Origin of the sequence: Oryzifoliimicrobium ureilyticum (genome assembly GCF_037199735.1) — a bacterium.
Classification (GTDB): Bacteria; Pseudomonadota; Alphaproteobacteria; order Rhizobiales; family Rhizobiaceae; genus Rhizobium; species Rhizobium ureilyticus.
Window position 1 is genome coordinate 23,374 of the sequence record NZ_JBBBVQ010000028.1, and the last position, 24,687, is coordinate 48,060.

A 24,687-nucleotide genomic window follows, 5' to 3' on the forward strand; every position below is an offset into this window, starting at 1 on the left:
CGAAATGGCAAGTCTCGTGCCCTGCCCGCATTGCGGGCCAAGACCAAAGGAAGAGTTCACCATCAAGGGTGCCGTCCTTCAGCGACCCGCACCGGGCGACAGCGCGCAGGCATGGTTCGACTATGTCTATCTGCGCGACAATCCGCGTGGCAGCTATGAGGAATATTGGCACCACACGTCAGGCTGCCGCCGGTGGCTGGTGGTGACCCGCAATACGGCAACGCATGAGATCCATGCCTGCGAAGATGCAGCCGACAAGACAAAGGTGAAAAGCGCATGACATCCCAGCGCCTACCCGCTGGCGGTCTGATCGATCGCTCCAAGCCTCTCTCCTTCAGCTTCGATGGCAAAACGATGCAGGGTTTCAAAGGCGATAGCCTTGCCTCTGCGCTGCTTGCCAATGGCCAGCAACTCGTCGCTCGCAGCTTCAAATACCACCGTCCTCGCGGCATCCTCACTGCGGGCGCGGCAGAACCGAACGCGCTGATGACGATCGGTAAGGCCGGCAGACAAGAGCCCAATACCCGCGCCACCATGCAAGAGCTTTATGCCGGCTTGGAAGCGCGAAGCCAGAACCGCTGGCCGTCTCTCGACTTCGATATCGGCGCGATGACCGGCCTGATCTCGCCGTTTCTCAGCGCGGGCTTCTACTACAAGACCTTCATGTGGCCTGCGGCCTTTTGGGAAAAGCTCTACGAGCCCTTCATTCGCCGCGCAGCAGGCCTTGGCAAAGCTACGTACGAGGCCGACCCAGACGCCTACGACAAATGCTGGGCACATTGCGATCTGCTGGTGATCGGCGCCGGTGCTGCCGGACTTGCTGCGGCTCTCGCCGCTGGACGCGCTGGCGCACGCGTTATCCTTGTTGATGAACATCCCGTCGCGGGTGGCGCACTGCTTTGGGAAACGGCCTCCATCGGTAGCCAAAGCGCGCCGGATTTCGCGGCGCAATGTGTTGCCGAGCTCGAAACCCTTTCGAATGTAACGGTGCTGACGCGAACCACGGCTTTCGGCTGGTATGACGGCAATGTCTTCGGCGCGGTGGAGCGGGTGCAAAAACATCTCTCCGATCCGAAAGCCCATGTGCCAGTGGAACGCCTCTGGCGCATCGTGGCTAAGCGCGCGCTTCTCGCCACCGGCGCGGAAGAACGGCCGCTGGTATTCGGCGGCAATGATGTTCCCGGTGTGATGATGGCGAGCGCAATGCGTAGCTATCTCAACCGCTACGCCGTCAGCCCCGGCAAAGCGACGGCGATCTTCACGACCAATGACAGCGGCTATGCGCTAGCACGGGATCTCGAAGCGAAGGGAATCCCGCTGGTCGCCATTATCGACAGCCGCGATGAGGGTAATCCCTCCTATGCCGGCAAGACGGGCGTCATAAAGGGTGGCGTGGTTGCCAATACCAAGGGCAACAAGGTGCTGACCGGAATCGAAATCTACAGAAACGGCAGAAGCGAACATCTGGATGTCGACGCGCTTGCTATGTCTGGCGGTTTCAGCCCGGTCATTCACCTTGCCTGCCACCGGGGTGGAAAACCCGCATGGTCAGACGAAGAAGCCGCCTTCCTCGCGCCCGGTCCTCTTGAAGGGCTTGATCTTGCCGGTGCCGTTTCTACCACGTATGGCCTCGCCGCGTGCCTTCAAGAGGGCGCGAACAAGGGTGCAGCACTGGCGCAAGCTCTTGGCTTTGCCTCGACCGCACCGTCCTTCGGATCGGTTGAAAACGATATCGTTGCCCCACCGGCGAAAGCGCTCTGGTCCATTCCTGGCGTTAAGGCCAAGGCTTTCATCGACTATCAGAACGACGTGCATCGGAAGGATCTCGGCTTGGCTGTTGCAGAGGGCTATGCCCATGTCGAGCTTGCCAAGCGCTATACAACCAATGGCATGGCGACGGATCAGGGCAAGCTTTCCAACGTCAACGCCATTGGACTGCTTGCCGGGGCACGCGGTATTTCGCCGGCAGAGGTTGGCACCACCACCTACCGGCCGTTCTACACGCCGATTTCCTTCGGCGCGCTGACGGGCGCCTACCACGGTCATCATTTTCAGCCCGTGCGTAAATCGCCACTGCATGGATGGGCCGAGAAGAATGGCGCGGTGTTTGTCGAAACCGGCCTCTGGTATCGCTCCTCCTGGTTCCCGCGGGATGGCGAAAATGGCTGGCGGGAAAGCGTCGATCGCGAAGTTCTGAATGTACGAAAGAATGCAGGCCTCTGCGATGTTTCGATGCTCGGAAAGATCGAGGTTTGCGGGCGTGATGCGGCGGAATTTCTCAACCGGGTCTATTGCAATGCCTTCCTCAAGCTCCCCATCGGCAAAGCGCGTTATGGTCTGATGCTGCGCGAAGACGGCATGATCTATGATGACGGCACGACGAGCAGGCTGGACGAAAACCGGTATTTCATGACGACGACCACGGCCTATGCCGCCGGCGTGATGAACCATCTGGAGTTCTGCGCCCAGGCGCTCTGGCCGGATCTCGACGTACAACTGGCCTCTGTCACCGATCAATGGGCGCAGATGGCGATCGCCGGACCGAAATCCAGGACCATCCTCGAAAAAATCGTTGACGACGATCTTTCGAATGACGCCTTTCCTTTCCTCGCTGCGAAAGAGGTCTCTCTGTTTGGCGGACGGTTACAGGGCCGTCTGTTCCGCATCTCGTTTTCCGGCGAACTGGCCTATGAGCTTGCTGTTCCGGCAGGCTATGGCGAGAGCGTTGCCGATGCGCTGATGGAAGCCGGGGCGCCGGAAGGCATCATGCCCTATGGCGTTGAGGCGCTGAGCGTTCTGCGCGTCGAAAAGGGTCACGTCACCCATAACGAGATCAACGGCACGGTTGTGCCTGCCGATCTTGGCTTCGGAAAAATGGTGTCCGCCACCAAGACGGATTTCATCGGCAAGGTGATGTTACAACGCGAAGGTTTGTCAGCAAGTGATCGGCCAAGCCTCGTCGGGGTTACGCCGCTCGATAAAAGCCAGAGCTTTCGCACCGGTTCCCATATTCTGGCAAAAGATGCCGCCGCGACACTTGAGAACGATCAAGGTTATGTGACGTCCAGCGCCTTCTCACCACATATCGGCTCGACCATCGGCCTTGCCCTCGTGAAGAACGGCAGAAGTCGGCACGGGGAGGAGGTCCTGGTCTGGAACGGCCTGCGAAACGAATTCACCGCCGCGCGTCTGTGCGATCCGGTTTTCTTCGACCCCAAGAACGAGAAGCTCCATGTCTGAACCACGGCTCGATTTCAAATCCGGTTACCAAACGGTGCTCCGTGCGGTGCTGAGCGCGAAGGAAACGGTGTTCTCTGATGCGATCCGGCTGTCGCCATTGCCGGAAGGCACGATCATCCACGTCCTCGCCGCACAGGGTGCCGCCGATATGGAAAGCCACCTTCGCGCATTGAACAAAGGTGACGTGCGCGCCGTGTCGCCCGGACAATGGTTCATCGTCAGAGATGAAGTGATGCCGCACACCGAAATGGCGGCATTCTTCACTCAGCTTAAACCGCAGGCGACAGCGGTGGATCAAAGCCATGGCCGTGTGCGCATGCGGATAGAAGGCAGGATGGTCGAGCGCGCTCTGGCAAAAGGCACAGCTGTCGATCTATCGATCAAAGCATTTGCTGTTGGACAATCTGCCATGACGTTGATCGGCCATATTACGGCGCACCTGACGCGTGTCGAAGAACACGCTTTCGAGATCATCGTCCTGCGCGGCTTCGCCGAAAGCTTGTGGGACGATCTTGTCCGCATCAGCCTCGAATTCGGTTGAAAAGCACGATAAGGGGCAATATTCGTTGATGGAAAAGCAACCGCCAGCTCGGTGATCGATGCGGTTTAACATACAAGCGATATAATCGGTAAAACGCAGCGGACCCAAACCGAGTTTCGCGAAGATTACCGTCGGCGACGATCCGGTCAGCCACGCCTAAATTATTTCGAATAGCAAATGGCTAAAGAATGCGAGTTCCACCCCGCCCCGCACACGTTGCCGGTTGAGCCAACACAGCAGGAGTTGGCGGCGCTCGTTCACCTTGGCGAGCGAGGATCCATCGATCCACGGCATCTGCGTGCAATAGCCGACAGCAGGCGTCTGAATACTACAACAACGCGACAAGGCGCAGCGACAGAGCAACTAGGATGCTGTGGCGACTTCAACCGACCCTTTCTGATTCATCTCCGAAACACTCCCGGTCGATGGGAAAGCGGAATACGTCCGCTTTCAGCGAGTTCTCGCACATTTGTTCCTGATTTATTCTATAATATCGTACAGATTGATTACTTCAGTGTCGTACCCGGATAGCATCCGAGTGCGCACCGTGCTTACCCGTAACTGGAGAAGTGGACGGCTGGGAGCCACCCTGACAGCAGGGTCGTTTTAGGATTAGTATTGTAAAAGTATTGTATTTTGCCATATAATCGGAGCAAGGAGCTAATGGACATGGCACGCGCAAAGACCTTCTCGCTTGGCGATACCTACGACGGGATTCTTTCTGATCTTGTTCGCAATGGCCGGTTCGGCACGGAGACCGAAGCCGTTCGAGCAGGCATTCGCATGCTGGCAGACCACGAGCTTAAAATGCAGATCTTGCGTCGCGACATTCAGGCAGCCGACGCCGAGATTGAAGCAGGCCTCGGGAAGGAATACGCTACTGGCGGGGATCTCCTCAAAGAGGTCATGAACGAAAGCTAGGGCCATCAAACCGAAACGCCTGATAATCGCGCCATCCGCCATCGAGGACTTGCGGAACATTCGGCGCTATATCGCCGAGAGCAGCCCTTACTATGCGCAGGAATTTTTGGCCGACTTGACCGCCAAGATCGCATGGATTGCCGAGGTGGACTTCACCGGATCTCCCCGCGATCATATCTCGGAGGGCCTGCGCGGCCTGCCCTACCGGAACCGCTGCATCTATTATCGCTCCTATCATGATCGGATCGTCATCCTGCGCGTAAAGCATGGCGCCGAGGATATTAAGCCGCAGGATTTCGAGCTTTGAGCTTGCGCGTAACGCGCCAGGTTCAACGCGAGGCAGACATTGATCAGGCCACCACGCTGAGAAGCAAGAGCGGTTTTCCTTGGGGGATTTTGATTGGAGAAACCGTAATGCATATGCCACCAGGATTTGCAATCGTCACGCCATACATCTTCGCCGTTAACACCGACGATTACGTGCGTTTTCTAAACGCGGCCTTCGGTGCAGTGGAGCTCGGCAGAAGCGTGATGCCGGATGGAAGGATTGCCAACTGCCAGGTGCGTTTCGACACTGCCACGATCATGATTAGCGAAGCGTCAGCGGCATTTCCGCCGAGCCAGGCCGCTTTCTATCTTTACGTCGCCGATGCAGACGAGGCGGTTGCTCGGGCTATTGCAGTGGGTGCTGAAAAGATCATGGACGTCGAAGACATGCCTTATGGTGATCGACAGGGCGGCGTCCACGATCCTTCCGGCAACATCTGGTGGGTGTCACAGCGAAAGAGCACAGACCCGTATTTCTGATAGGCATTGTAGCGAAAGCGGCTTTCGATGAGCGATGTATCCGGATCAAATGGAAGTCTAGGCTCAGGACTCGTTAAATCACAGCCAGAAGATGACGGCTGCGGCGATGCATATGCTTGAGAAGAAGGTATGGGCGCATCGGTCGTATCGGGTTGCGATGCGCCGCCAGTCCTTGAGCTTGGCGAAGAGGTTCTCGACCCTGTGGCGCTTCTTGTAAAGTTGCTTGTCGTATGAGTATGGCACCTTTCTGCTTCGGCTCGAAGGGATGCAGGGTTCGATGCCTTTTGCCAGCAAGGCTTCCCGGAACGCCGTGCTGTCGTAGCCCCGGTCTCCAATCAGCGTTCTGGCTGGTGGCAGGGCATCCAGAACAAGGCGTGCCCCCTTATGGTCGCTCATCTGGCCTTCGCTGAGCAGCATGATAATCGGGCGTCCCTCGCCATCGCAGACAGTGTGCAGTTTGGAATTCAATCCACCTTTGGTTCGCCCGATACGACGGGGAACATCCCCTTTTTGAGCAAGCTCGCCGCCGTCCGGTGTGCTTTCAGGTGCGTGGCGTCGATCATAATGCGCTCGGGCCTGGGACCTGCACCGGCCAGCGCTGCGAAGATGCGGTCGAACACGCCAAGCCGGCTCCAGCGGATGAAACGGTTATAGAGCGTCTTGTGCGGCCCATAGTCCTTTGGTGCGTCCTTCCATTGCAGGCCATGCTTGATGACGTAGACAATCCCGCTGACAACACGGCGATCATCAACGCGCGGTACACCGTGCGCAAGCGGAAAATGCGGCCCAATACGAGCCATCTGGCCCTCGCTCAGCAAAAACAAATCACTCATCATAGTCTCCTTCCGGAAACCCTGAATCACATCTCAATCCAAATTAATAGGTCCTGAGCCTAGGTGGATACAATTCACACCCACGACGCCCATCATTTAAGACTTGGGCGTTGGAGAGAGACGGAGTACCGTACCCAGACTGGACGTTCGTCCGCTCGCCCCATTCTGGGATGCCTTAAGGCAGTCAAATCCGTCTCAGTTCCGGATGATACCAATCGTATGTAACCAAGCGTCTGCCAAAGCAGGCCAGTCTGTGATCGGTAGCTCTGTCCGACGCACCCCGAATGCATGGCCGCTTTGTGCATACAGATGCATTTCCGCAGGAACATGCGCCTTTGAAAGCGCGGCGTAATAGACCATAGACTGCTGCACGCCATCCACATCGTCGTCCTCTGCTTGCAGCAAAAACGTTGGTGGCGTCTGACTGGATACCGGGATATTCGAGTTAAGTTTTCCATCCGGCTGCACAAGATGTCCAGGATAGACAGGCATTGCGAAATCAGGCCGCGCACTTAGATCGTCAGCAGTATCAATCTTGGGATAAAGTGAGCGGTCAAACAGTGTGCTGATCTCCGCTACAAGATACCCTCCAGCAGAAAATCCGAGAACGCCGACCTTATGCGGATCGATGTCCCACTGCTGTGCATGAGCGCGCACCATCCGCATTGCTCGCTGCAGGTCTTGCAATGACGGCTCCGAGATTGCCTGATTGTGCGGGCGGCAATCACATTGCCAAACATAAGGCGCACTAGGAACTCGATACTTCAACAGCACGCATGTCACACCTTTTGCGGTAAGCCAGTCACAGACCTCAGTGCCCTCAAGGTCGATCGCAAGGATCTGGAACCCTCCCCCTGGAATGACGACCACGGCAGCTCCCGTATTGGCTCCTTTCGGCGGATAAACGGAAATGGTTGGAGTGGTAACATTCGTGACATTGGTATTTGGCTTACCCGCTACACCTTTTGCGACTATTGAAACGTCTTCCGGTCCTGGCGCGGGCTGCGCTCCTGGAACCGCTCCAGGCCATAGCGCAAGTTGCTCAATCCCCTGAGCGGGCTGCCAGACCATGGGTTTCGCTTGAACGCTTTCGCTCATGACGAGAAACCCCAGTACAATCGGCAATTGCTTCATAAAGTCCCATTTGGTCAGCATTTGCATTCATCTCCTCACAACAGCAACGCCGGGCACGGCTGAACGTCGCTGCAGGACGGAAGCAGTAACCACGCCCTAGATTAGCGGCGTGGGGCGCCAAGATCGCAATGTTCGCGTCCGAGACAACCATCGCAGTCAACATGCAATTTCTATTTCTAACCCAAGTGGAGCAAGAAAAAGATTAGTCCCATCGGTTGAGGCGTTCGGCATTTCAGCTGGCGGCTCTCGTCGGGGCGAAACGAAAGCACCCGGATCGAATTATGCAGTCCGTGCTTCACATGGATGCCACCTTCGAAGATTGCTGAAGCGTTTCCGCTACCTGACCTCGATTCCGATTGCCCCATTCGCAGAGCGGAACCAGCGCCTCAACAAGCGTTTCCCCGAACGGTGTAAGCGCGTAGTCGACCACCGGCGGCACCTGGTGGTGATCGTGGCGTACAAGAACGTTCATTGCAACCAACTCCCGCAACTGCTGGATCAGCACTTTTTCGCTGATGCCTCCAATCCGCCGTCTGATTTCTGAAAACCGCGTAGGACCATCCTGGAGATGGTAAAGGACGAGAGGCTTCCACTTGCCGCCAATGACAGCCAGCGAAACGTCCAGGCCACACTGGATCTCGGATTTGTTCACTAAAAACCTCACACTTACTTTTTGGTAGGTTCTACCCTTTCGGCTAGTTCACGTCTACATGCCCTCTGTCCTCCGGCCGCGAAAATCGGGGATAGTCGTAAACCTGGACAAGGAGCTATCAATGAGCGACGACATAAAGATGATCAAAGAGCTATACGCCGCAGCAGAAGGAGACGTAGTGGATGTCGGCAAATTCGTTTCATTCTTCGCCGAAGATGCCTACGTGCGGGATATTCCGACCAACTTGGAATTCCGGGGTAAGGATATCGCGATAGTCGCCAGCGGCATGGCTCAGGCATTTCCAGATATTCACCGGGAGCTTTTCGAGATCTATGCGATGGAAAATGTCATCGTGGTTGAACTCGCCATTCGCGGCACCCACAGAGGATCGTTGGCGACACCAACGGGCACGGTGCCTGCGACCGGCAGGACCATCGATGTTCCTTGCTGCGATGTCTTCCACCTCCGTGAGGGAAAGGTTGTTTCCTTTCATTGCTACAATGCTGCTTCAATCTTGCTGCGTCAGTTGGGCCTTACGGGAAGCGAAATGGCAGCTTGATTTAGTGTAGATGCCAATCGTGTGACGATCCGCCAATTCATTTCGATCGGCAATCGTCCCACGCGAGGAAAAGCTCAGCCCTGGCAATCTCTTCCGCCTCGCCAACCTGACCGAGCGGTATGCGCGAGGCGAAGTAATCAAGAAAACCCTGCTGCTGATCCTTGTCATTTCCTTGTCATCGCCCGCCAGCCCCAGCAAGCCGGGGTGCGGGCGGCGCCCGGTGAACTCAGATGCCGATCTCTTTGAGGTCCAACAACCTAGAGGGGTTCCTCGGCTACCACCTCTGTCAAACTGACCGACAGACCACAGCAGTCTTCGAACTCGATAGGTAGGCTAATCGAGAACGCCGGGTGTGAGCTTCACCGTCCTCGCTTGACATTTTGTATGGTGCCTGACAATATTGTTAGATGCCTAACAAATTAACTGAAAATCGGCTCAGCTCTGTCGGCCATTGGACGAAGCGGTGCTACCTCGCCGGTCGCGCAGCGATGGAGGCGATGCTTCGCCCTTACGATCTTGGCGCAACCCAGTGGTACGTCCTCTACCATCTCGCCAATGATGGACCGAGCATGCAACGCGATCTGGTGAAAACGCTTCAGATCGAGCGGGCTACACTAAGCGGCATCGTGGCCGTGCTCGTCCGTAAGGGGCTTGTGGAGCAAATACCGGACAATACTGACCAGCGGCAAAAGCTGCTTCGGATGACTCCGGCTGGCGCCAAACTTTGGGACGAACTGCCCGATCTGGCGGTTATTAACGCCCTGGCGTTCGACGGTCTTGACGAAGCCGCCGTCGCCGCAGCGATCGAGGTTCTTAAGACCGCGACAGAGCGGCTCGAACAGATGACGGAAGGGAAATGATGTTATGGCAGTCCTTATAACTGGCGTGACCGGCCTGGTCGGGGCTCGTCTTTTGCCTCGTCTCGTTGAGGCGGATGTCGAATGTCGTGCCCTCGTGCGCTCGGGAAATGCAGTGCCCGCGGGCGTGACGGCCTTCGAGGGCGATCTTTTCGATCGTTTAATCCTGCAGCAAGCCGTTGAGGGCGTGACCGACATCATCCATCTCGCTGCAGTTTTCCGGACTCAGGACACTGACCTGATCTGGAAAAGTAATCTTGGAGGGACGCAAAATCTCATTGACGCGGCCAAGAGCCACGCACCGGCGGCGCGCTTTATTCTCGCAAGCACCAGCCATGTCTACGGCACCAATGGCGGTCATCCCGGCCGCGAAGACGATGCGGTCGATCCCAAGTTTGCCTACCCTGCCAGCAAGGTCGCGGCCGAGAAAGCATTGCAGGAGAGCGGTCTCAATTGGGCTGTCATAAGATTTCCGTTCGTCTACGGAGATCGGGATGGCCATCTAGAGGAACTGCCCAAGCATGCGATCGCAGGCAAGTGGCATCCGGCAAAGCGGGTCAGTACGATCCATCACCGCGACATCGCGACTGCTATGCGCCTCGCCTTGGATGGTGTGTTCGACGGCCGGATAGTTAATATTGCTGATGAAGCACCGACTTCTATCTATGAACTCGCGAGGCTGGTCGGCGAAAAGCTGGAGCCATCCGCTGACCCATTGGAACACCCCTGGCATCTTCACGCCGATGCCTCACTGGCGCGGAGTCTCGGCTTTCGGCCCCACGTACGGACGGTTTACCAGGCGGTGCAAGAACAGATCATGTGAGTGGGGCGCGAATTCTCGTGTCTGTGAAGATTTGGAATATACAATTACGGGCAATACATCGCCTACCCGAATGGCTGTGAATGGAACGAGCTCCCCGACTTCGTTGCCGCTGACGTCGTCCGCAATGGCCTTGCACTCGGCGTGGACGGCTATCGGGCAATGCTCGAGGAAAACTACCGAGACATCCCTACCCTGTATTTCATCGCCGATCTCCTCGTGGCGGACGAACGTCGCCTTGCATCCGCCTACGGTTCGACTGCGGGCCTGTGGACGAGTTCCTCGGCAGGCCAGTCAACGAATGGCACGTCTTTTTCATGAAATGCCGGAACCATTGCACGCGCATCTTAGCGCCAGCTTCGGCGACCGGTTCCATGATCCCGCCGAGCATCATAAGAAACTGGCTCATCGACATGATGTTCAACATTTGAGGATGAACGGCCGCAAAGATCGACAAAGGGAGTGTATTCCCGGGGATTGGGCGCTGGGGCACCATCTCGCGCCGAGCGTTTGATCCGCAGTTAGTCAATACAATCCTAAAACAACGCGTGCAGATGGCGGGGCTGGAGAGCGCGGAGTTCCCGCCCAATGGCTAAGGTCGGGATACCTGGCGCAAGCGGCCAGCCGCAGCATTCCGCTGCAAGAGGCCATGGAACAATCAAGGCATCTGTCAGTGCAGCAGGCATCGCCGCGCTCTTCCGTGTTGCTCTGATCGCCAGCATGCCAGTCAATGAAGCTGGTAACGGTCTCACCAATCTCACTATCAGCGTTTGAGGCTCAGCGCCCCGACGCCTGACGTGATCTTCGCCCATATCGTGCGCCCTCAATCGAGTGATAAAACCCACAATCTGGAGCGACCGCTGGACCTCCCGCTCATATATGCTCGCACTGCTCATGTGCGCTTTGCCGAAAACGGGCACCCTTTGCATGTCCTCAGACATGCCCGAGGTACATAAACCCCAGCATCAGGCAGGCGCTGCAGTCCCTGACGAGCCTGCGTATTTTCGGGAAGCTTAACCTCGTCGGCGAGACGCAGTGCCATGAGAAGCCGGATGAAGGTCCAGCCGAGGTCGATTTGGCCAACTTCCAGACCAAGGCGCGCGGACTGGGGAAAGGCATGGTGATTGCCATGAAACGCCTCGCCGAAGGTGACCAATCCAAAAGCGGGCAGATTGTAACCCTGAACCGCGACGTCATCGACCCTCCAGCCTTGATGGCCGCGGCGGTGGGCAAAATGACCTATCAGCCAATGGCCTGTCAGCGAGACCGAGACCCGCACCGCAATCCCCCAAACCACCCAGCTCCAACCGCCGATGGCAACGAACACTATCGCCCATGGTAGTTGCTGCGCCATCCACGTCCGCTCGAGGAATTGATAGAAGCGGTCTTCGCGCACGGTCTCCTCGACGACGAAGGTAGGAGGAAATCTCAGCTTCACCGCACAATGCATCTGCCACCAGGCATCGACAAAGAACGACCGGCGATGGGCATAGAGCGGGTGGCAGTCACGCTGACGCTGTGCCCAGTCGCGGACATCGTGTGCGTAGATCATCCCAAAAGGACCTGCCATACCGACCAGCGTGCCCAGATACATGAGGAAATATTCGATCCTCTTGTCGGTTCGGAACGAACGATGAATAAGCAGGCGGTGCATCCCAACCGAATGACCAGCGCAGATGGTGATTGCCGTCGAGAATACGAAGAGCGCGAAAGCGCCCCAGCTGAAAGTGAGCGGGCCGACCGTCAATGCGATCAGCGTTAGCGCGCCGGACCAGACTGATTTCGTCGGCATCCAAACAACCTTGCCCTCAGTCGCGTTGCTTGACGGGCTCGCGATCATACGTTCAGTGGAAAGAGTCTGCTTCGTTAGGGTTGCCATTGTGGCCTCCGGAACTTTGCGTCGCCTCTACCTTGCAAAGGCGTCGGCAAGGGGATATTTAGGCATTAGGTTAAATACCTATGCATTAATTTAGGTATTTAGGCAATTACCTATTTCTAATTTTCGAGGTTAAGGTGGAAGAGCAGAAATCGGATGAGATGATGGAAGATGCGTTAAGCGCGAATGGCTCGTTTCAACGGGTCTTCGAGGCGCTGGCGTCAGCGCCGCGTCGACGCATCCTGGCATATTTGGCTCATGCTTCCCTGACAGCAGGCGAGATCGCGGCTCGCTTCGATATGTCGAAGCCTTCTATATCCCAGCATCTCGGCATCCTGGAAAATGCAGGTCTGATTGCTAAAGAGCGGCGGGGGCAGTTCATCCACTACTCGATCGTACCCAATAACCTTGCCAACACGCTGAACGGTTTTGTGCAGGATGTCTGCCCGGTTGCACGCCCAATTAAAAAGGAGAGCCGGCAGATCGCCAGTGCAAAGATTGATGCGGAAGAGACAAAAGAGTGAAGCCGCTTTTTTGAAGGCAAACCGAAACTCTGCCTTCTGATAGTGTCTTGCCGCATTTCTGCCGAGCCGTTCGATCGAAGCTAGACGCATTAGGGCGAGATCGAGTGAGCCTATGGTTATCGACGCCAAGCGGAAGACAAGGTATTGATCGATAGTTCATACGCTGCATCTCGTGTTTCTTCACTAAGACCCACCAGCGCGCGTCTCCATAGAAACCTTGGTTCTACTCATCCGCATCCGTATTTGCGATCACATGGCCGTCCTGTTGGGCCACAAAAGACGCTTGTAAATATACGTTTACTCATGCTTTATTTTTTGTACAGCAAGCTCTGATTCCGAGAAGACATCCATGACGAAACTAGAAGGCACCAAACGTCTTATCGGCTACGCACGCATCTCAACCGAGGAGCAGCTCCACGATACGCAGATGGAGGAATTGCGTGCCGCTGGCTGCGAGCGGATTTTTGAGGAGCCTGTATCTGGCACTTCCCCGGCGCGACCGGTTCTGACGAGGTTGCTTGGCGAGCTTGCTGCTGGCGACGTGCTTGTTGTCGTACAACTGGATCGCCTCGCCCGTTCGGTCAATCATCTGTTACAGGTCATCGAAGACCTTGAAGGGCGCGACATTCATTTTCGATCGATCCGCGATCCGATCGACACCACCACGGCAGAGGGAAAGTTTTCTCTTGAAGTCATCAGAGCTGTCGTACGGCTCGAACGCGCATTGACCGTCGAGCGAACCAAAGCGGGCATTAAAGCCGCAAAAGGACGCGGCAGGCTACCGGGCAATCCTGGACTTCGGGAACGACGACCGGAAGCGATCGAAGCAGTCTCCAAAGCGCGAAAGAAACGTTATCTCGGTGAACTGATCCCCTCCGCTCAAACATGGCTCCCGATGGTCCAAAAACTTCGCCCTCAGCATAGTTGGGACAATGTTGTGAGGGTGCTCAATCGCCAAGGCCAAGACTGGACGGTGGAGCGGCTGCGCCGCGCGGTCAAGCGAATGATCCATGAGAAATTGGCCGACCCGTCCCTTTTGGCCCGCTCGCCCCGTCGCACTCCGCAAGACCACCTTATGCAGGTGGTTGCGGCAATCGCCATTGCTGATCCCAGCCTCTCGCTGCGCGACATTGCCAGGCAACTCGAGCAGATGGGCGAACAGCCTGCACGCGGCGGGCGTAAATGGCAGGCCTCCTCCGTTCGTCACCTGCTGGATGAGGCCTATCGCTTCGGTCTGATCCGTCATTAGAGGCACCAAATCAATTGCGACCGCCTTGCCTGCACGAAAGAACGTCCAGGTTTTGCTCTTGGTGATACCGCTGCCAGCTGGGCCTACTGCGTGAGGATGCAAGGTCTCATGAAAAGGACGGCCAGTGCTTGAAGTCTCCAAGCACTACCGCCATCTTCCTTGGCTCCGAACAGGGAAACCCAGCTTACTTCGCAGAAGCCTTGCCCAGTGGTTCCATTCCGCTGTCGCGGATGGTCGAAGCATTGGCGGGATCGGCTAGGAAGTCGATCAAGGCGCGCGCAGCCGCAACATGCTGGGACCCTTCAACCACGCCAGCGGAGAACACGGTGATCTTTTGCAGGTCGCCCGGAACCTGACCGATGAGCTTGATACCTTTGATCGGCTTCAACTCGGAGACTTGCTGAAAGCCAATCTCATATTCGCCCGAGGCGACAACCGAGCCAACCGGCACAGCAGGGATCATCTTAGCCTTGTTCGCCATTTCGGCCTTGACGCCCAATTTGTCGAACATTTCCTTTTCGATATAGACGCCGGAAGCACTGTCGGAATAAGCGACGGATTTGGCTGCTAGAAGCGCCTTCTTGAGCGCCTCAGGCGTGCTGACGTCGGGAGCCGGTGCGCCTTCCTTGATGACGATACCTATCCCAGACTGGGCAAGCGGCATGCGCGTATCGGCAATCACCGCCTTATCGGCGATCAGCTTGTCGAGGGCGTACCCAACCATGATCAGGACGTCGATATCTTCGTGGCGAGCCAGGCGCTGCGGTACAGCATCCTTGGTCGTCCCCATCGACGGCCCCCATTCGGAGATGACCTTGTTGCCGGTCCGCTTCTCGAATTCGGGTATGAGTTCCTTGTAGGCGGCAGCAAAACCGCCTGAGGAGACCACTTTGATCGTATCGGCAAATGCGTCGGGAGCAACAAACAGAAAGATGGCGGCAAATGCCGCTGCGGTGCGCTTCATCCCAAAACTCCTCCTGGACGGGATTAACTTCAAAAGAGAATAGACGGAAATGAGAGTGGGACAGAAGGCGGGCTGTCCCACGTCCTCTATCATGCCTTGGCAGCGATGGTGCTTGCCCGTGCGCCGTCTGTCACCTTGCGGTAGACGAGAAGGGTCGCAACGAGTCCGCACCCGCCCGCAAAGGCAAGCCAATAACCCGGGGCGGCCTTGTCGCCAGTTTGCTGGATAAGCCATGTGGCGATAGCCGGCGTGAAGCCGCCAAATACCGCCGTGGCGAGCGAATAGGCAAGCGAGAATCCTGCTGTTCGAACGATAGGCGGCACGATTTCCGTAAGAGCAACCACCATTGCGCCATTGTAGCTTGCATAAAGGAAGCTGAGCCAGAGTTCGGCGATCAGCATGCGCTCGAAGCTTGGTGCAGAAACGAGCCAGGCCATAACGGGATAGGCTGTTATCAGGGAGAGCGCCGAAAAGATTACCAGGACCGGCTTGCGACCGACGCGGTCTGACACAGCGCCCATGACGGGTAGCCAGAAGAAGTTCGACAAAGCAACGCAGAACGTCACGAGAAGACTGTCGGTCTCTGAAAGCTTCAGGACGCTCTTACCAAAGGTCGGCGTATAAACGGTGATGGCATAGAACGAGACAGTCGTCATGACGACCATCAGCATGCCAAGCAGGACGATCCCCCAGTTGCTGGCCAGCGTCTGATAGAGCTGCGTCATCGTCGGGCGATGCTGACGGGCGGCAAATTCCTTCGTTTCTTCGAGGGAACGCCTTATATAAAACAGGAACGGAACGATACCGCAGCCGATGAAGAAGGGTATGCGCCAGCCCCAGTCCGCCACCATGTTCTGCGGCATCAGAGAATTCAGCCCATAGCCGAGAACGGCTGCCACCATGATGGCAACCTGTTGGCTGCCTGACTGCCAAGAGACGTAGAAGCCCTTTTTACCCGGTGTCGACATCTCCGCCAGATAAACCGAGACGCCGCCGAGTTCCACACCAGCGGAAAAGCCCTGCAAAAGGCGTCCAATAAGAACAAGAAGCGGTGCGAAGAGCCCGATTGTTTGTACCCCGGGCACGAAGGCAATCAGCACCGTGCCAAGCGCCATGATGCTGAGCGTGACGATAAGACCCTGGCGGCGTCCAATCTTATCGACATAGGCGCCAAGGAAGATTGCGCCGAGCGGGCGCATCAAGAACCCCGCGCCGAAGGTCATGAAGGTCAGCATAAGCGACGCGACTTCATTGTTCGACGGGAAGAAGGTCTTGGCGATGTTGCTGGCATAGATGCCGACCAGGAAAAAGTCGAACATCTCGAGGAAATTGCCGCTTGTTACGCGCAGTACGGTGCCAACGCGGGATGAGCGTGTGTTTTCAGTCATGTTTGTTTCTCCCTATGCATGAGACGTACCCAACTTGGGTCCTCCAGTCTCCATGCGAACGGTCGGGCGCTGGTCGCGTTGGCCTGCGCCGCGTATCGACGGCAGACCGCGAACGCGGCTTTACCAAACTCAATCCCAACGGCTTACCGCAGTTTTCCTGTCACGATCCTGTCACGCCGCCGAGGTGCAGCGAAATTGTCTTGTCGTGGACCCATCCTCCATGCTTGATCTAAGCCGAAACAACTGACGAGGGAGGAAGGCATGCGGGTCCTCATTGTGGAGGATGACCCGTCGTTGGCGCGTGGGATCGCGGCGGCGCTTGTGGCGGCAGGCTATGCGGTCGATCGCCTCGACAATGGCCGTGACGGGCTTTCCGCGGCGCTTGAGGAAGACTACGCCCTCGTGGTCCTCGACATCGGCCTGCCCGAAATGGATGGGCTCACGGTTCTCAAGGCGCTACGGCAAGCCGGCTCGACAACACCGGTCATGATCCTGACTGCACGCGATGCCATTCCCGACAGAGTTGCTGGGCTTGACGTTGGTGCCGACGACTATCTTACCAAGCCATTCGCGCTTGAGGAATTTGAGGCGCGCGTCCGCTCACTCGTGCGGCGCGGCCAGAAGCAGCCAAGCCCCATTCTGACGTGCGGTGCGCTTTCCATTGACCGCAATTCCGGCACGGTAACGCTTGCCGGACGCACACTCTTTCTGCGCCCCAGGGAATATTCAGTGCTGGTTCTTCTTCTCAGTCGTGCCGGCCAAGTCGTTCAGAAGGAGCGACTTGCCTCTGCGATTTCGAATTTCGAGGATGCACTGACCCCGAATGCCGTAGAACTATACCTCGGCCGGCTGCGCAAGAAGCTCGAACCGAACGGCCCGAACATTCGCACCATCCGTGGAGTCGGTTATATTCTCGAGGTCGAGTGAATGGATGCAAGCGCGGTACCTTCAATTCGTCAACGCCTTCTGCGGAATATGGTCTTACCAGTCGGTGTCTTGGCAATCATCTTTGGCATCGGCGGATCTTTCCTCATCCATAGCGTTGTGAGCATGACGCAGGATCGTCTCCTCGATGCCGCACTCGTCTCTATCGTCGATCGAGCGACTGGACGGGGTACCACGAATCTCGATGACACGGTTGCAAGGGGCGCGATTGAGATCCTGAGCGGGGAGGAAAACGACAGATCGGCCTTTTGTATCTCTGACGATACCGGTTTTCAGCGAGGCGACGCAGAACTTTGTGCGCTGGAAACGCCCCCTCCCCCCACTGGTACCATCATGCATGTGCCGGCCGATTTGAAGGGTAACCAAGTGCGCATTGCGATGACGACACGCACTGTCGAGGGTTTTGCGCACCCTCTCACCGTCAAACTGGCGGAGACGCTGAACAGCCGGTTGAATATGGAAGCGCGAATGATCGTCGTTCTCGTGTTCTTCGAAGCTGTTCTCCTCAGCGCCGCCGCCATCTTGTCTTACCTGGCCATTTTACGCGGACTGTTGCCACTGACTGAGATCAGCCAGGAGCTTCTGGGACGTGCGTCGCCTGGTGCCATTCCCTTTGCTCGCATCGATACCTCACGGGTGCCAGAAGAGGCGATTGATCTTGTTTCGGCGATCAACACGCTCATGGAGCGGCTGGATGAAACAATCGCGGGGGTCCGCGATTTTACGGCTGACGCCTCCCATCAATTGCGCTCGCCGCTCGGTGGCGTCAAACTCCATCTTGAGCTGCTTGCGCGACAAGCCGTCGGCCAGGACGACCTTCTTTCCACGCTAGGCGAAGCTCAGAACGGTGTAACGCGCCTCCAGCGTATGCTTCAGCAATTGATCGTGCTCGCGCGCGTCGATGCCAAAAGCGGTCCTCTCGATCTCGATCAGGTTGTCGATCTCGGCCGCCTTGCCGCAGACGTCTTGGCCGAGCAAGCGCCCAAAGCGATCAGTCAAGATGTCGACATCCTGCTCGATGCGCCTGACGAAGCCATTACCGTTACGGGCAATCCGCTGCTCCTCAAGGAGGTCATCACCAACCTGGTCGAAAACGCGATTGCCCATAGTCCCGCAGGCGCTTGCGTCACGGTCCGAGGGATGATGGACGCTACAACGGGCACAATTGCGGTTGAGGATGAGGGACCGGGTATTCCGGAGGAGGAGCGAAGCCGTGTCTTTCAGCGCTTCTACCAGATTACCCGCGGCGACGGGAAGCCAGGTTCGGGTCTTGGCCTTGCGATTGCGCGCCGTATCGCTGACCTTCATGGCGGATTGATCAGTCTCGGCGATGCCGCGTCGGGCCGTGGATTGCGCGCAAGGCTTAGCCTGCGCCTATCTCAAGCGAAGTCGCCAGACTGATTTTCTTCGGGCGCATGTAAAAAAACGCAAACGAAAGAAGCCCTGGAGGGTGTTCCCAGGGCTTCCTCTAAACGTCAATCCATGTTTTCCGGTTCAAGCGGCTATGCCGCAGTCGGCAAATTCCCCTTCCCCGAAGAGGCGTTGAAGGTTGAGAAAACAGATCATTCCGGAATCTGTCACGATCATTCCTTCAGAGAAATCCAGACCACCAATCGTCGCTTGCGGAACCGGCTGCAGGTTGTCGGAGGCAACCGTCAGAATATCGGACACTGCATCGACCAGGAGCCCGATAACGGTACCGGAGACCTCTGCCACCACGATGGCGCTTCGCTCGCTTGCTACCATCGCTTCCATGCCCAGCTTCACCGCAAGATCAACGATTGGAACGACCGTGCCGCGAAGGTTGATCACCCCAACCACTTCCGCCGGAGCATGTGGCAAGTGGGTGGCAGGAACCCAGCCTCTGATTTCCCTGATCGTTGTCGTCTTGACGCAAAACTCCTGGCCATGCAGCCGGAAAGCGAGAATTTCGAGGGACTTTGCCTGACCATTCAGTGCCGCTTGCATCAGAACTCCTCCCAGCTGTCAGGCTGTGCCGCGCTCTGCGCACCCATGGCGCGGGCAACCTGCCCTACCATCCGCTTTGCGGGCGAAGCCTTCGGAAGATGGTAGACGTCCGCAACGACTGGTCCCCTGGCCATGGCGCCAGACACCGCTGCGCGAGAGATTGCTGCGCTCTGACCGTTACCAAGTTGAAACTGTGAGATCAGCTCGCGCAGACGGCCGGCTTCAGAGGCAAGCGAAGAACTTGCAGCCGTCGATTGCTCCACCATGGCAGCATTCTGCTGTGTTACCTGGTCCATCTGATTGACTGCTGTATTGACCTCGGCGAGACCAACCGATTGTTCGCGCGATGAGGTCGCGATGGCATCGAGCTGGGTATTGATCGTGACGACATAGGTCTCGATTGCCTTCAGCGCTTCACCGGTGTCACGGACCAGCTTCACACCATTGCTGACTTCGCTGGCCGAATTACGGATCAGTTCCTTAATTTCCTTTGCTGCCTGGGCAGACCGTTGGGCAAGTTCACGTACTTCCTGCGCAACCACTGCAAAGCCTTTACCAGCTTCACCGGCACGGGCCGCTTCGACCCCGGCGTTCAGCGCCAGCAGGTTTGTCTGGAAGGCAATTTCGTCGATCACCCCAATGATGTTGGAAATCTGGCTCGACGAATGCTCAATGCGCTGCATAGCATCAACAGCGTTCGAGACGACTTCACCAGACTGTCTTGCCGATTGATTGGCATCGGCTGCCATGTGGCGTGCTTCTTCTGCGCGTTTGGAAGAGTTGGCGACATTGGTTGTGATCTGGTCGAGGGCGGCAGCAGTTTCCTCCAACGAAGCTGCCTGCTGCTCCGTGCGCTTCGACAGATCTTCGGCAGCTTGGCTGATCTCCCGCGAACCGTTATCGATAGAGCCGGTGGCACGCGCGACGGCAGACAGCGTTTCGCAAAGCTGGCTAACGGCGGCGTTGAAGTCGTTGCGCAGAGTTTCGAATTCCGGAGCAAAGGGCTGGCTCAGCTGGAACCGCAAGTCGCCATTCGACAAGTGTTTTAGACCGTCGGCAAGACCAGAAGTGGCCTCTGCCATTTCCTCTGCCCGTTTGCGGTCAAGTTCGGCGACGCGAGCCCGTTCGGCTTCGCTCGTGTTCCGCACGTTTTCCGCTTCACGTTCCAGTTCCCTGCCACGCAAGCCATTGTCTTTGAAGACCTGCACGGCCTTGGCCATGCCGCCAACTTCGTCGCGACGATCTATACCATCAACGGTGACTGAAAGATCACCGTCAGCGAGCGTGCGCATCGTCGCTTGCATATTGCGGATCGGCAGGACAAGCCAGCTGCGAATTGCAAAGAACCCGATGGCGAGAACGATCAGGAGGCCGAGGACGATGCTACCAACCGTCATCACCGCAGCTTGGCTTGATGCCGAAGACAGTTCGTCGCCTTTCTGATCTGCAACATCGCCAAGCTGATCTACGATCTGCGCCAGCTTCGGCGTGATGACACGAAATGCCGACTGACATTCGTTGATGAAAGCGTCCTGAGCCTTTCTAGTGTCCGCATCCGAGCTTCCACCTTTGCCCAAAGCGATGGTGTTCGCGCAGGCGCCGTCGATAACTTGAAGACCCTCTGCTTTGATCGCGACGAGATCAGAACGTTGGGGCGCCCCGGCAATGGCGGCGTCCATGAATTTCGAGAAGCTCGCGCGGCCAGAGGAGATTTCCTGTTCGGCGCTGGCATTATCCGCCTCGGTGCGGGCGATCGTCAGTTCGGCAATGGCCGTACGGGCGCCTTGTAATGTGCGATTTGCTCGGGCGACTGCGGTAGCTGCAGCAGTTTCATGATTGAGCAAATCCGTATAAGACGTATCGATTCCAGTAATTCTCAGGCCTGCATAGCCGGCAACGCCAAGGGCAAACACGCCGAACAGGGCCATAATAGTTAAGAATTTTCCAATAATTGAGATGTTATTCATCAAAGTGATCCGGATAATTGGTTCATTTCCGGCCCGATAAAGCTTTAAATCTCCATTTGTTCCTCAGGAAACAGATATATACCTAATTCTTTCTTTATATTACTTATTTTTACATTTCGTTGACCATGACTGAGCAAGATGTGATGCCGAATTTTAAGACGCAAACTTGGCTCGTTCCCATGCGGAATGAGCCGCTCTGGACGCGCCCTCTGCTCGCTTTGCAGCGGAGCTCACCATCGAATTCTGACTCAACGTTCCTGGCTGAATTCGTGGCATTTGACCTTAGTTACCGTCGTTGCGAAGGCTGATTTTACGGCCCCGGACGCGCCGCTTTAGCCTAATGCCGCAGCAATCTTTCGGTTTGTGGGGTCCAGCCTGTGCGCCGTTTCCAGATCGGTGATAACCTCCTCGATCTTTCCGAGGTTGACATACACCGCTCCGCGATACCCAAAGGCCAGAGCTATCGCGGGTCTAAAGCAATGGCACGATCGAAATCTGGCAGTGCATCTTTAAAATCGCCTGTCATGACGCGAGCGACACCCCGGTTATACCAGATCGCGGCTTTATCAGGCACGCGCCTTCCTGCCTCGCCAAAACTATCGGTCGCCTCTCGAAGTCGATGAAACTGGACGAAGGCTAGACCACGGTTGTAGTAGGGTGCACCGAGACCTTCATCGGCAACGATTGTTACATTGTAGTCAGCCAAGGCTCCCTCTGTCTCCCCATCCTTGAAACGCAGCAGGCCGCGACCATTCAAAATAACGGCAAGCGCATGTCCGGTATACCGACCTGACGAAACCAATCTGTCGCAGGCCGCAATTGAAGATAGTCCGCCCGACGGTTGCTTACAGGTTTGCCCGTTCAAAGCGCGCTCTATCGTGTTTTGCGCTGTCGCCGAGCGATCAAAGCTGTCCGCGAGGAGAACAAGCACAAGGAACCTCGTCAGATAAAACAGATGCGGTTTCGAAGATTTTACCTCCCCCCTATGGTCAACAAGCGACGCCATTCAATCAAAGCTGGACTGTTTGTCCCTCCGATGACTGCGCTTTTTTCTTGAAAGGCCAAGCCGATTGGGTTTAGCTTCAACTCGCTCTTCTCAAAGGTTCTCCACCCCTTGCTCGCAGCAGTGCCATAAGCATGGGCCCGAGTGAAAACTCTCCCTTGCGCGCTTTGCCAGTGAGATCTCGCAGATATCCACCGGGAGAATTGATGTGGCCACTCCGCTCGAAGATGGCTGCAATCGCCGTCGCGGCGTTTTCAGGCCCCATCACCTCACAAGCCTCCTGATAGGCCGCAGGGCTGACCCCCAGCATAGAGCGGACGATGACCGCTGCCGACATCAAGTCGCGCCAGTTTCCGATTGCTCCTGTTGGGCCATAGCTTACGATCTCGGGGCAAGCGCGCAAAACGATCTCGAGTGGGAATGATTTGACGGGCTCCACTTTTGTCTGCGGTTTGGACATGCCTGTTATCGGTTCGATGAACGTTGCTCCCAGCTCTTTTTCAAAGCCAGGTTCAGATTCATTTAAGAGTTCAGAATCTGTATTCTGTATGTGGCAGCGGCTTTCGGCACCATTGGCGTCGATTTTTTGCGAGTTTATGTGATTTTCCAGATGATTAACGACCTCTACGCGTAGCAATTCCAACTCTTTCAGAATGCACCGGTAATCGGGTAAGGTCTTTGCACGCTTGAGCTTGGAAACAATACGAACATAACGCTCTTCAAGTTCCAGCCAGTGACCTTGAACGTTTTCATGAATGGCTGCCGAAACGAGCTTGCGGATATCTCTGCGTGTTATCGTCAGTTTTTCCTTGGTCGCTTTCAGGCGCTGGGTTTCCTCTGCAACTTGCTGGGCGAGACTAGCGAGCTCTTCCGATCTTGCGAGCAACGGGGCAAGGCTAAAGCCGTATGCGGTTTGGATAGACCCATCTGATGCCTTGCGGACATATCTCTTGCCATTCGGGCTATCGTTGCGCTGGATCAGTCCCGCTTCCACCAGCATAGCGAGGTTCTCACGCAGGGTCGTTCCCGCTATTCCGTTCGCTCTGGCGCTGAGCTGTGCATTCGATGGGAAGACGACAAGATTGGCGTCCTCTCTCAGAGTGGTATCTGGATAGAATGAGAGAAGAGCGCTTAATACGGCCAGAGCTCTGTCGCGCAATCCCAGAAGGGATCTTGCGTCACAGGCGTCACGATAGATCTTCCATTTATCGGCACTTTTACCGCTTTTGAGTTCAGCCGCTTTTTGTTGTCTTGAAAACAGGGCAAGCGACATCGCTCGCCGCCCAAAGGGCGTCGTTACATTTCCACCTTGCATATCTTCACCTTCAAGAAGGCAAAAGAATATTGCTCACCAAAACGGTGCCAAAGACTCTTGACTGTGATTCGTGGAAATGCGATTCTTCAGTTGCTACACACGAAGAGGGCTTCCACGACGGCAACGTTGCGGGGCCTTTTTCTTTTGCTGTTCAGTCTCCTTTGTTTTCTTCCTCTATGAAGCGGGCATAAAGCTGCTCCAAATTCCGCGATAAATAGTCTCCGAAGCGCCCGGCATTCTTCGACTTCAATGAAATTGAATAGCTTTTGCCGCTATTTTTGATCTCGGCAACGACCGTCTTGTCGCTTGCCGCCCACTTTGCCTGCGTTGCGGGAGCGACTTTCTTGACCGGCCGCGCAGCCTTATTCAAAGCATTATAAAGTGCGAGAAATTTCTCGTCCGAGGATAGCGAGGAAAATGCTTTTTCCTCAAGGATAGAGCGGGCCTTGCTTGCCCCGCCTGGTTTACCGATCAAAAGCGACAGTTCTACCCAGCGTTCACGTCCGACAGCGGGCGCCGCCCCAATCTGTTCGATAACTGAACTTGGGATGCGCTCGGTGACACTCATCATCTTGGACAATGAGCCTGCATTCGCAGCAAGCGCTGCGGCAACCACTTCTCTATTGTATCCCCGTTCATCAAGCCGCCTTGCGAACAGCGCGCGCTCGATGAATGTTAAATTGGCGCGGGCAGAGTTTTCCTGGCCCTGCGCGATCACGTGATCTCTGTCATCGATTGATTTAACGACAGCGCGAACTTGCCGACCAAGCTCGCGTGCCGCCCTCACCCTGCGATGCCCGAACACCACCTGATAACGACCTTGAGCACTGAGGTGGGGCCGAACGAGGATTGGGCTATCCTGACCGCGTGCGCGGATGGCTTCGACGAGATCCCGGAAGTCATCATCGTCCTTGGTCAAGCGGTCTTGGATAAATGAATCGTCAATGGTGTCGGGGTCGAGTTCGACAACGGCTTCGCCTTCAAGATACTTGTCAGCCTGTTTTGCAAGTTCGTCGAGCGAACGCACCAATGACTTACCAGCCCCTCTCATCGGATAGGAGTGCGACGTTCCCCCCTCCTCCGACATATCGGCAAGTCCAGCTAAAAGGTTTTTTCTTGCCATT

The 24,687-nt window shown here is 56.3% G+C and carries 25 protein-coding genes and 2 pseudogenes; 15 read left to right on the forward strand and 12 right to left on the reverse strand.

Going from position 1 to position 24,687, the window contains the following annotated elements; all coding sequences use genetic code 11:
• Window positions 1-4: 4 nt before the first annotated feature.
• From VQ830_RS25765 to VQ830_RS25790, 6 genes are all read left to right on the forward strand, one after another.
• A complete protein-coding gene (locus VQ830_RS25765) occupies window positions 5-280 on the forward strand; it encodes a sarcosine oxidase subunit delta (RefSeq protein WP_337271023.1) in 276 nt (91 codons plus the stop codon).
• A complete protein-coding gene (locus VQ830_RS25770; protein WP_337271024.1) occupies window positions 277-3,240 on the forward strand; it encodes a sarcosine oxidase subunit alpha in 2,964 nt (987 codons plus the stop codon). The genes VQ830_RS25765 and VQ830_RS25770 overlap by 4 nt, the downstream gene beginning before the upstream one ends.
• Entirely contained in the window at window positions 3,233-3,781 is a 549-nt protein-coding gene (locus VQ830_RS25775) for a sarcosine oxidase subunit gamma family protein (RefSeq protein WP_337271025.1), read from the forward strand. The genes VQ830_RS25770 and VQ830_RS25775 overlap by 8 nt, the downstream gene beginning before the upstream one ends.
• A 669-nt stretch (window positions 3,782-4,450) precedes the next feature.
• Window positions 4,451-4,702, forward strand: a complete 252-nt coding sequence (locus VQ830_RS25780; protein ID WP_337271026.1) for a ribbon-helix-helix domain-containing protein — start codon at window positions 4,451-4,453, stop codon at window positions 4,700-4,702.
• Between the two features lie 25 nt (window positions 4,703-4,727).
• Window positions 4,728-5,009, forward strand: a complete 282-nt coding sequence (locus VQ830_RS25785) for a type II toxin-antitoxin system RelE/ParE family toxin (protein ID WP_337271055.1) — start codon at window positions 4,728-4,730, stop codon at window positions 5,007-5,009.
• 107 nt (window positions 5,010-5,116) lie between these two features.
• Window positions 5,117-5,509 carry a VOC family protein gene (locus VQ830_RS25790; protein ID WP_337271027.1) on the forward strand — a complete coding sequence of 131 codons (393 nt, stop codon included), beginning with the start codon at window positions 5,117-5,119 and terminating at the stop codon, window positions 5,507-5,509.
• A gap of 78 nt (window positions 5,510-5,587) precedes the next feature.
• Here the strand turns inward: VQ830_RS25790 and VQ830_RS25795 are convergent, their stop codons facing one another.
• The 4 genes and pseudogenes from VQ830_RS25795 to VQ830_RS25805 form a co-directional block, all read right to left on the reverse strand.
• Window positions 5,588-6,145, reverse strand: a complete 558-nt coding sequence (locus tag VQ830_RS25795) for an IS5 family transposase (RefSeq protein ID WP_438618727.1) — start codon at window positions 6,143-6,145, stop codon at window positions 5,588-5,590.
• 26 nt (window positions 6,146-6,171) lie between these two features.
• Window positions 6,172-6,345 (reverse strand): annotated as a pseudogene (locus tag VQ830_RS28870) (transposase); the annotation flags it as partial.
• 192 nt (window positions 6,346-6,537) lie between these two features.
• Window positions 6,538-7,497 (reverse strand): alpha/beta hydrolase, encoded by a 960-nt coding sequence (locus VQ830_RS25800; RefSeq protein WP_337271029.1) that lies wholly within the window; start codon window positions 7,495-7,497, stop codon window positions 6,538-6,540.
• Window positions 7,498-7,771: 274 nt separating this feature from the next.
• Complete coding sequence (locus tag VQ830_RS25805; protein WP_337271030.1) at window positions 7,772-8,128, reverse strand: winged helix-turn-helix transcriptional regulator; 357 nt, start codon at window positions 8,126-8,128, stop codon at window positions 7,772-7,774.
• Between the two features lie 121 nt (window positions 8,129-8,249).
• Between VQ830_RS25805 and VQ830_RS25810 the strand changes: the two genes are divergently transcribed.
• The 5 genes and pseudogenes from VQ830_RS25810 to VQ830_RS25830 form a co-directional block, all read left to right on the forward strand.
• A complete protein-coding gene (locus VQ830_RS25810; protein WP_337271031.1) occupies window positions 8,250-8,687 on the forward strand; it encodes an ester cyclase in 438 nt (145 codons plus the stop codon).
• Window positions 8,688-9,094: 407 nt separating this feature from the next.
• On the forward strand, window positions 9,095-9,547 hold the full coding sequence (locus tag VQ830_RS25815) for a MarR family winged helix-turn-helix transcriptional regulator (RefSeq protein ID WP_337271032.1): 453 nt from the start codon (window positions 9,095-9,097) through the stop codon (window positions 9,545-9,547).
• 4 nt (window positions 9,548-9,551) lie between these two features.
• Window positions 9,552-10,367: an NAD-dependent epimerase/dehydratase family protein gene (locus tag VQ830_RS25820; protein ID WP_337271033.1), complete on the forward strand. Its 816-nt coding sequence runs from the start codon at window positions 9,552-9,554 to the stop codon at window positions 10,365-10,367.
• A gap of 57 nt (window positions 10,368-10,424) precedes the next feature.
• Window positions 10,425-10,685, forward strand: coding sequence for an ester cyclase (locus tag VQ830_RS28875; protein WP_438618729.1), 261 nt, complete (start codon window positions 10,425-10,427; stop codon window positions 10,683-10,685).
• A 119-nt stretch (window positions 10,686-10,804) separates the two neighbouring features.
• Window positions 10,805-11,076, forward strand: a pseudogene (locus VQ830_RS25830) (site-specific integrase); the annotation flags it as partial.
• Window positions 11,077-11,256: 180 nt separating this feature from the next.
• Here the strand turns inward: VQ830_RS25830 and VQ830_RS25835 are convergent.
• Complete coding sequence (locus VQ830_RS25835; RefSeq protein ID WP_337271034.1) at window positions 11,257-12,243, reverse strand: acyl-CoA desaturase; 987 nt, start codon at window positions 12,241-12,243, stop codon at window positions 11,257-11,259.
• Window positions 12,244-12,401: 158 nt separating this feature from the next.
• Between VQ830_RS25835 and VQ830_RS25840 the strand changes: the two genes are divergently transcribed.
• Complete coding sequence (locus tag VQ830_RS25840) at window positions 12,402-12,764, forward strand: metalloregulator ArsR/SmtB family transcription factor (RefSeq protein WP_438618731.1); 363 nt, start codon at window positions 12,402-12,404, stop codon at window positions 12,762-12,764.
• 349 nt (window positions 12,765-13,113) lie between these two features.
• A complete protein-coding gene (locus VQ830_RS25845) occupies window positions 13,114-14,013 on the forward strand; it encodes a recombinase family protein (RefSeq protein WP_337271036.1) in 900 nt (299 codons plus the stop codon).
• 184 nt (window positions 14,014-14,197) lie between these two features.
• On the opposite strand, the gene VQ830_RS25850 is transcribed toward VQ830_RS25845, so the two are convergent.
• On the reverse strand, window positions 14,198-14,977 hold the full coding sequence (locus tag VQ830_RS25850) for a substrate-binding domain-containing protein (RefSeq protein ID WP_337271037.1): 780 nt from the start codon (window positions 14,975-14,977) through the stop codon (window positions 14,198-14,200).
• An 89-nt stretch (window positions 14,978-15,066) separates the two neighbouring features.
• Complete coding sequence (locus VQ830_RS25855) at window positions 15,067-16,365, reverse strand: MFS transporter (RefSeq protein WP_337271038.1); 1,299 nt, start codon at window positions 16,363-16,365, stop codon at window positions 15,067-15,069.
• A gap of 261 nt (window positions 16,366-16,626) precedes the next feature.
• On the opposite strand from VQ830_RS25855, the gene VQ830_RS25860 reads away from it, so the two are divergent.
• Entirely contained in the window at window positions 16,627-17,292 is a 666-nt protein-coding gene (locus tag VQ830_RS25860; RefSeq protein ID WP_337271039.1) for a response regulator, read from the forward strand.
• Window positions 17,293-18,711 (forward strand): sensor histidine kinase, encoded by a 1,419-nt coding sequence (locus VQ830_RS25865; protein ID WP_337271040.1) that lies wholly within the window; start codon window positions 17,293-17,295, stop codon window positions 18,709-18,711. It begins immediately after the preceding gene.
• A 93-nt stretch (window positions 18,712-18,804) separates the two neighbouring features.
• On the opposite strand, the gene VQ830_RS25870 is transcribed toward VQ830_RS25865, so the two are convergent.
• The 5 genes from VQ830_RS25870 to repB form a co-directional block, all read right to left on the reverse strand.
• Window positions 18,805-19,278, reverse strand: a complete 474-nt coding sequence (locus VQ830_RS25870; protein WP_337271041.1) for a chemotaxis protein CheW — start codon at window positions 19,276-19,278, stop codon at window positions 18,805-18,807.
• The gene (locus VQ830_RS25875) at window positions 19,278-21,245 is read right to left on the reverse strand and encodes a methyl-accepting chemotaxis protein (RefSeq protein ID WP_337271042.1); all 1,968 of its coding nucleotides are present in this window, start codon (window positions 21,243-21,245) and stop codon (window positions 19,278-19,280) included. Before VQ830_RS25875 ends, VQ830_RS25870 begins: the two co-directional genes overlap by 1 nt.
• A 460-nt stretch (window positions 21,246-21,705) precedes the next feature.
• On the reverse strand, window positions 21,706-22,176 hold the full coding sequence (locus VQ830_RS25880; protein ID WP_337271043.1) for a tetratricopeptide repeat protein: 471 nt from the start codon (window positions 22,174-22,176) through the stop codon (window positions 21,706-21,708).
• Between the two features lie 151 nt (window positions 22,177-22,327).
• Complete coding sequence (gene repC / locus VQ830_RS25885) at window positions 22,328-23,563, reverse strand: plasmid replication protein RepC (RefSeq protein ID WP_337271044.1); 1,236 nt, start codon at window positions 23,561-23,563, stop codon at window positions 22,328-22,330.
• 151 nt (window positions 23,564-23,714) lie between these two features.
• On the reverse strand, window positions 23,715-24,686 hold the full coding sequence (gene repB, locus VQ830_RS25890) for a plasmid partitioning protein RepB (protein WP_337271045.1): 972 nt from the start codon (window positions 24,684-24,686) through the stop codon (window positions 23,715-23,717).
• Between the last annotated feature and the right edge of the window lies 1 nt (window position 24,687).

Coding starts and splice junctions, on each gene's coding strand:
- VQ830_RS25775 (WP_337271025.1), top strand. CDS start 3,233: ATGTCTGAACCACGGCTCGATTTCAAATCCGGTTACCAAACGGTGCTC.
- VQ830_RS25770 (WP_337271024.1), top strand. CDS start 277: ATGACATCCCAGCGCCTACCCGCTGGCGGTCTGATCGATCGCTCCAAG.
- VQ830_RS25815 (WP_337271032.1), top strand. CDS start 9,095: ATGCCTAACAAATTAACTGAAAATCGGCTCAGCTCTGTCGGCCATTGG.
- VQ830_RS25860 (WP_337271039.1), top strand. CDS start 16,627: ATGCGGGTCCTCATTGTGGAGGATGACCCGTCGTTGGCGCGTGGGATC.
- VQ830_RS25850 (WP_337271037.1), bottom strand. CDS start 14,977: ATGAAGCGCACCGCAGCGGCATTTGCCGCCATCTTTCTGTTTGTTGCT.
- VQ830_RS25780 (WP_337271026.1), top strand. CDS start 4,451: ATGGCACGCGCAAAGACCTTCTCGCTTGGCGATACCTACGACGGGATT.
- VQ830_RS25870 (WP_337271041.1), bottom strand. CDS start 19,278: ATGCAAGCGGCACTGAATGGTCAGGCAAAGTCCCTCGAAATTCTCGCT.
- VQ830_RS25800 (WP_337271029.1), bottom strand. CDS start 7,497: ATGCTGACCAAATGGGACTTTATGAAGCAATTGCCGATTGTACTGGGG.
- VQ830_RS25835 (WP_337271034.1), bottom strand. CDS start 12,243: ATGGCAACCCTAACGAAGCAGACTCTTTCCACTGAACGTATGATCGCG.
- repB (WP_337271045.1), bottom strand. CDS start 24,686: ATGGCAAGAAAAAACCTTTTAGCTGGACTTGCCGATATGTCGGAGGAG.
- VQ830_RS25865 (WP_337271040.1), top strand. CDS start 17,293: ATGGATGCAAGCGCGGTACCTTCAATTCGTCAACGCCTTCTGCGGAAT.
- VQ830_RS25820 (WP_337271033.1), top strand. CDS start 9,552: ATGGCAGTCCTTATAACTGGCGTGACCGGCCTGGTCGGGGCTCGTCTT.
- VQ830_RS25790 (WP_337271027.1), top strand. CDS start 5,117: ATGCATATGCCACCAGGATTTGCAATCGTCACGCCATACATCTTCGCC.
- VQ830_RS25810 (WP_337271031.1), top strand. CDS start 8,250: ATGAGCGACGACATAAAGATGATCAAAGAGCTATACGCCGCAGCAGAA.
- repC (WP_337271044.1), bottom strand. CDS start 23,563: ATGCAAGGTGGAAATGTAACGACGCCCTTTGGGCGGCGAGCGATGTCG.
- VQ830_RS25840 (WP_438618731.1), top strand. CDS start 12,402: ATGATGGAAGATGCGTTAAGCGCGAATGGCTCGTTTCAACGGGTCTTC.
- VQ830_RS25875 (WP_337271042.1), bottom strand. CDS start 21,245: ATGAATAACATCTCAATTATTGGAAAATTCTTAACTATTATGGCCCTG.
- VQ830_RS25855 (WP_337271038.1), bottom strand. CDS start 16,365: ATGACTGAAAACACACGCTCATCCCGCGTTGGCACCGTACTGCGCGTA.
- VQ830_RS25765 (WP_337271023.1), top strand. CDS start 5: ATGGCAAGTCTCGTGCCCTGCCCGCATTGCGGGCCAAGACCAAAGGAA.
- VQ830_RS25845 (WP_337271036.1), top strand. CDS start 13,114: ATGACGAAACTAGAAGGCACCAAACGTCTTATCGGCTACGCACGCATC.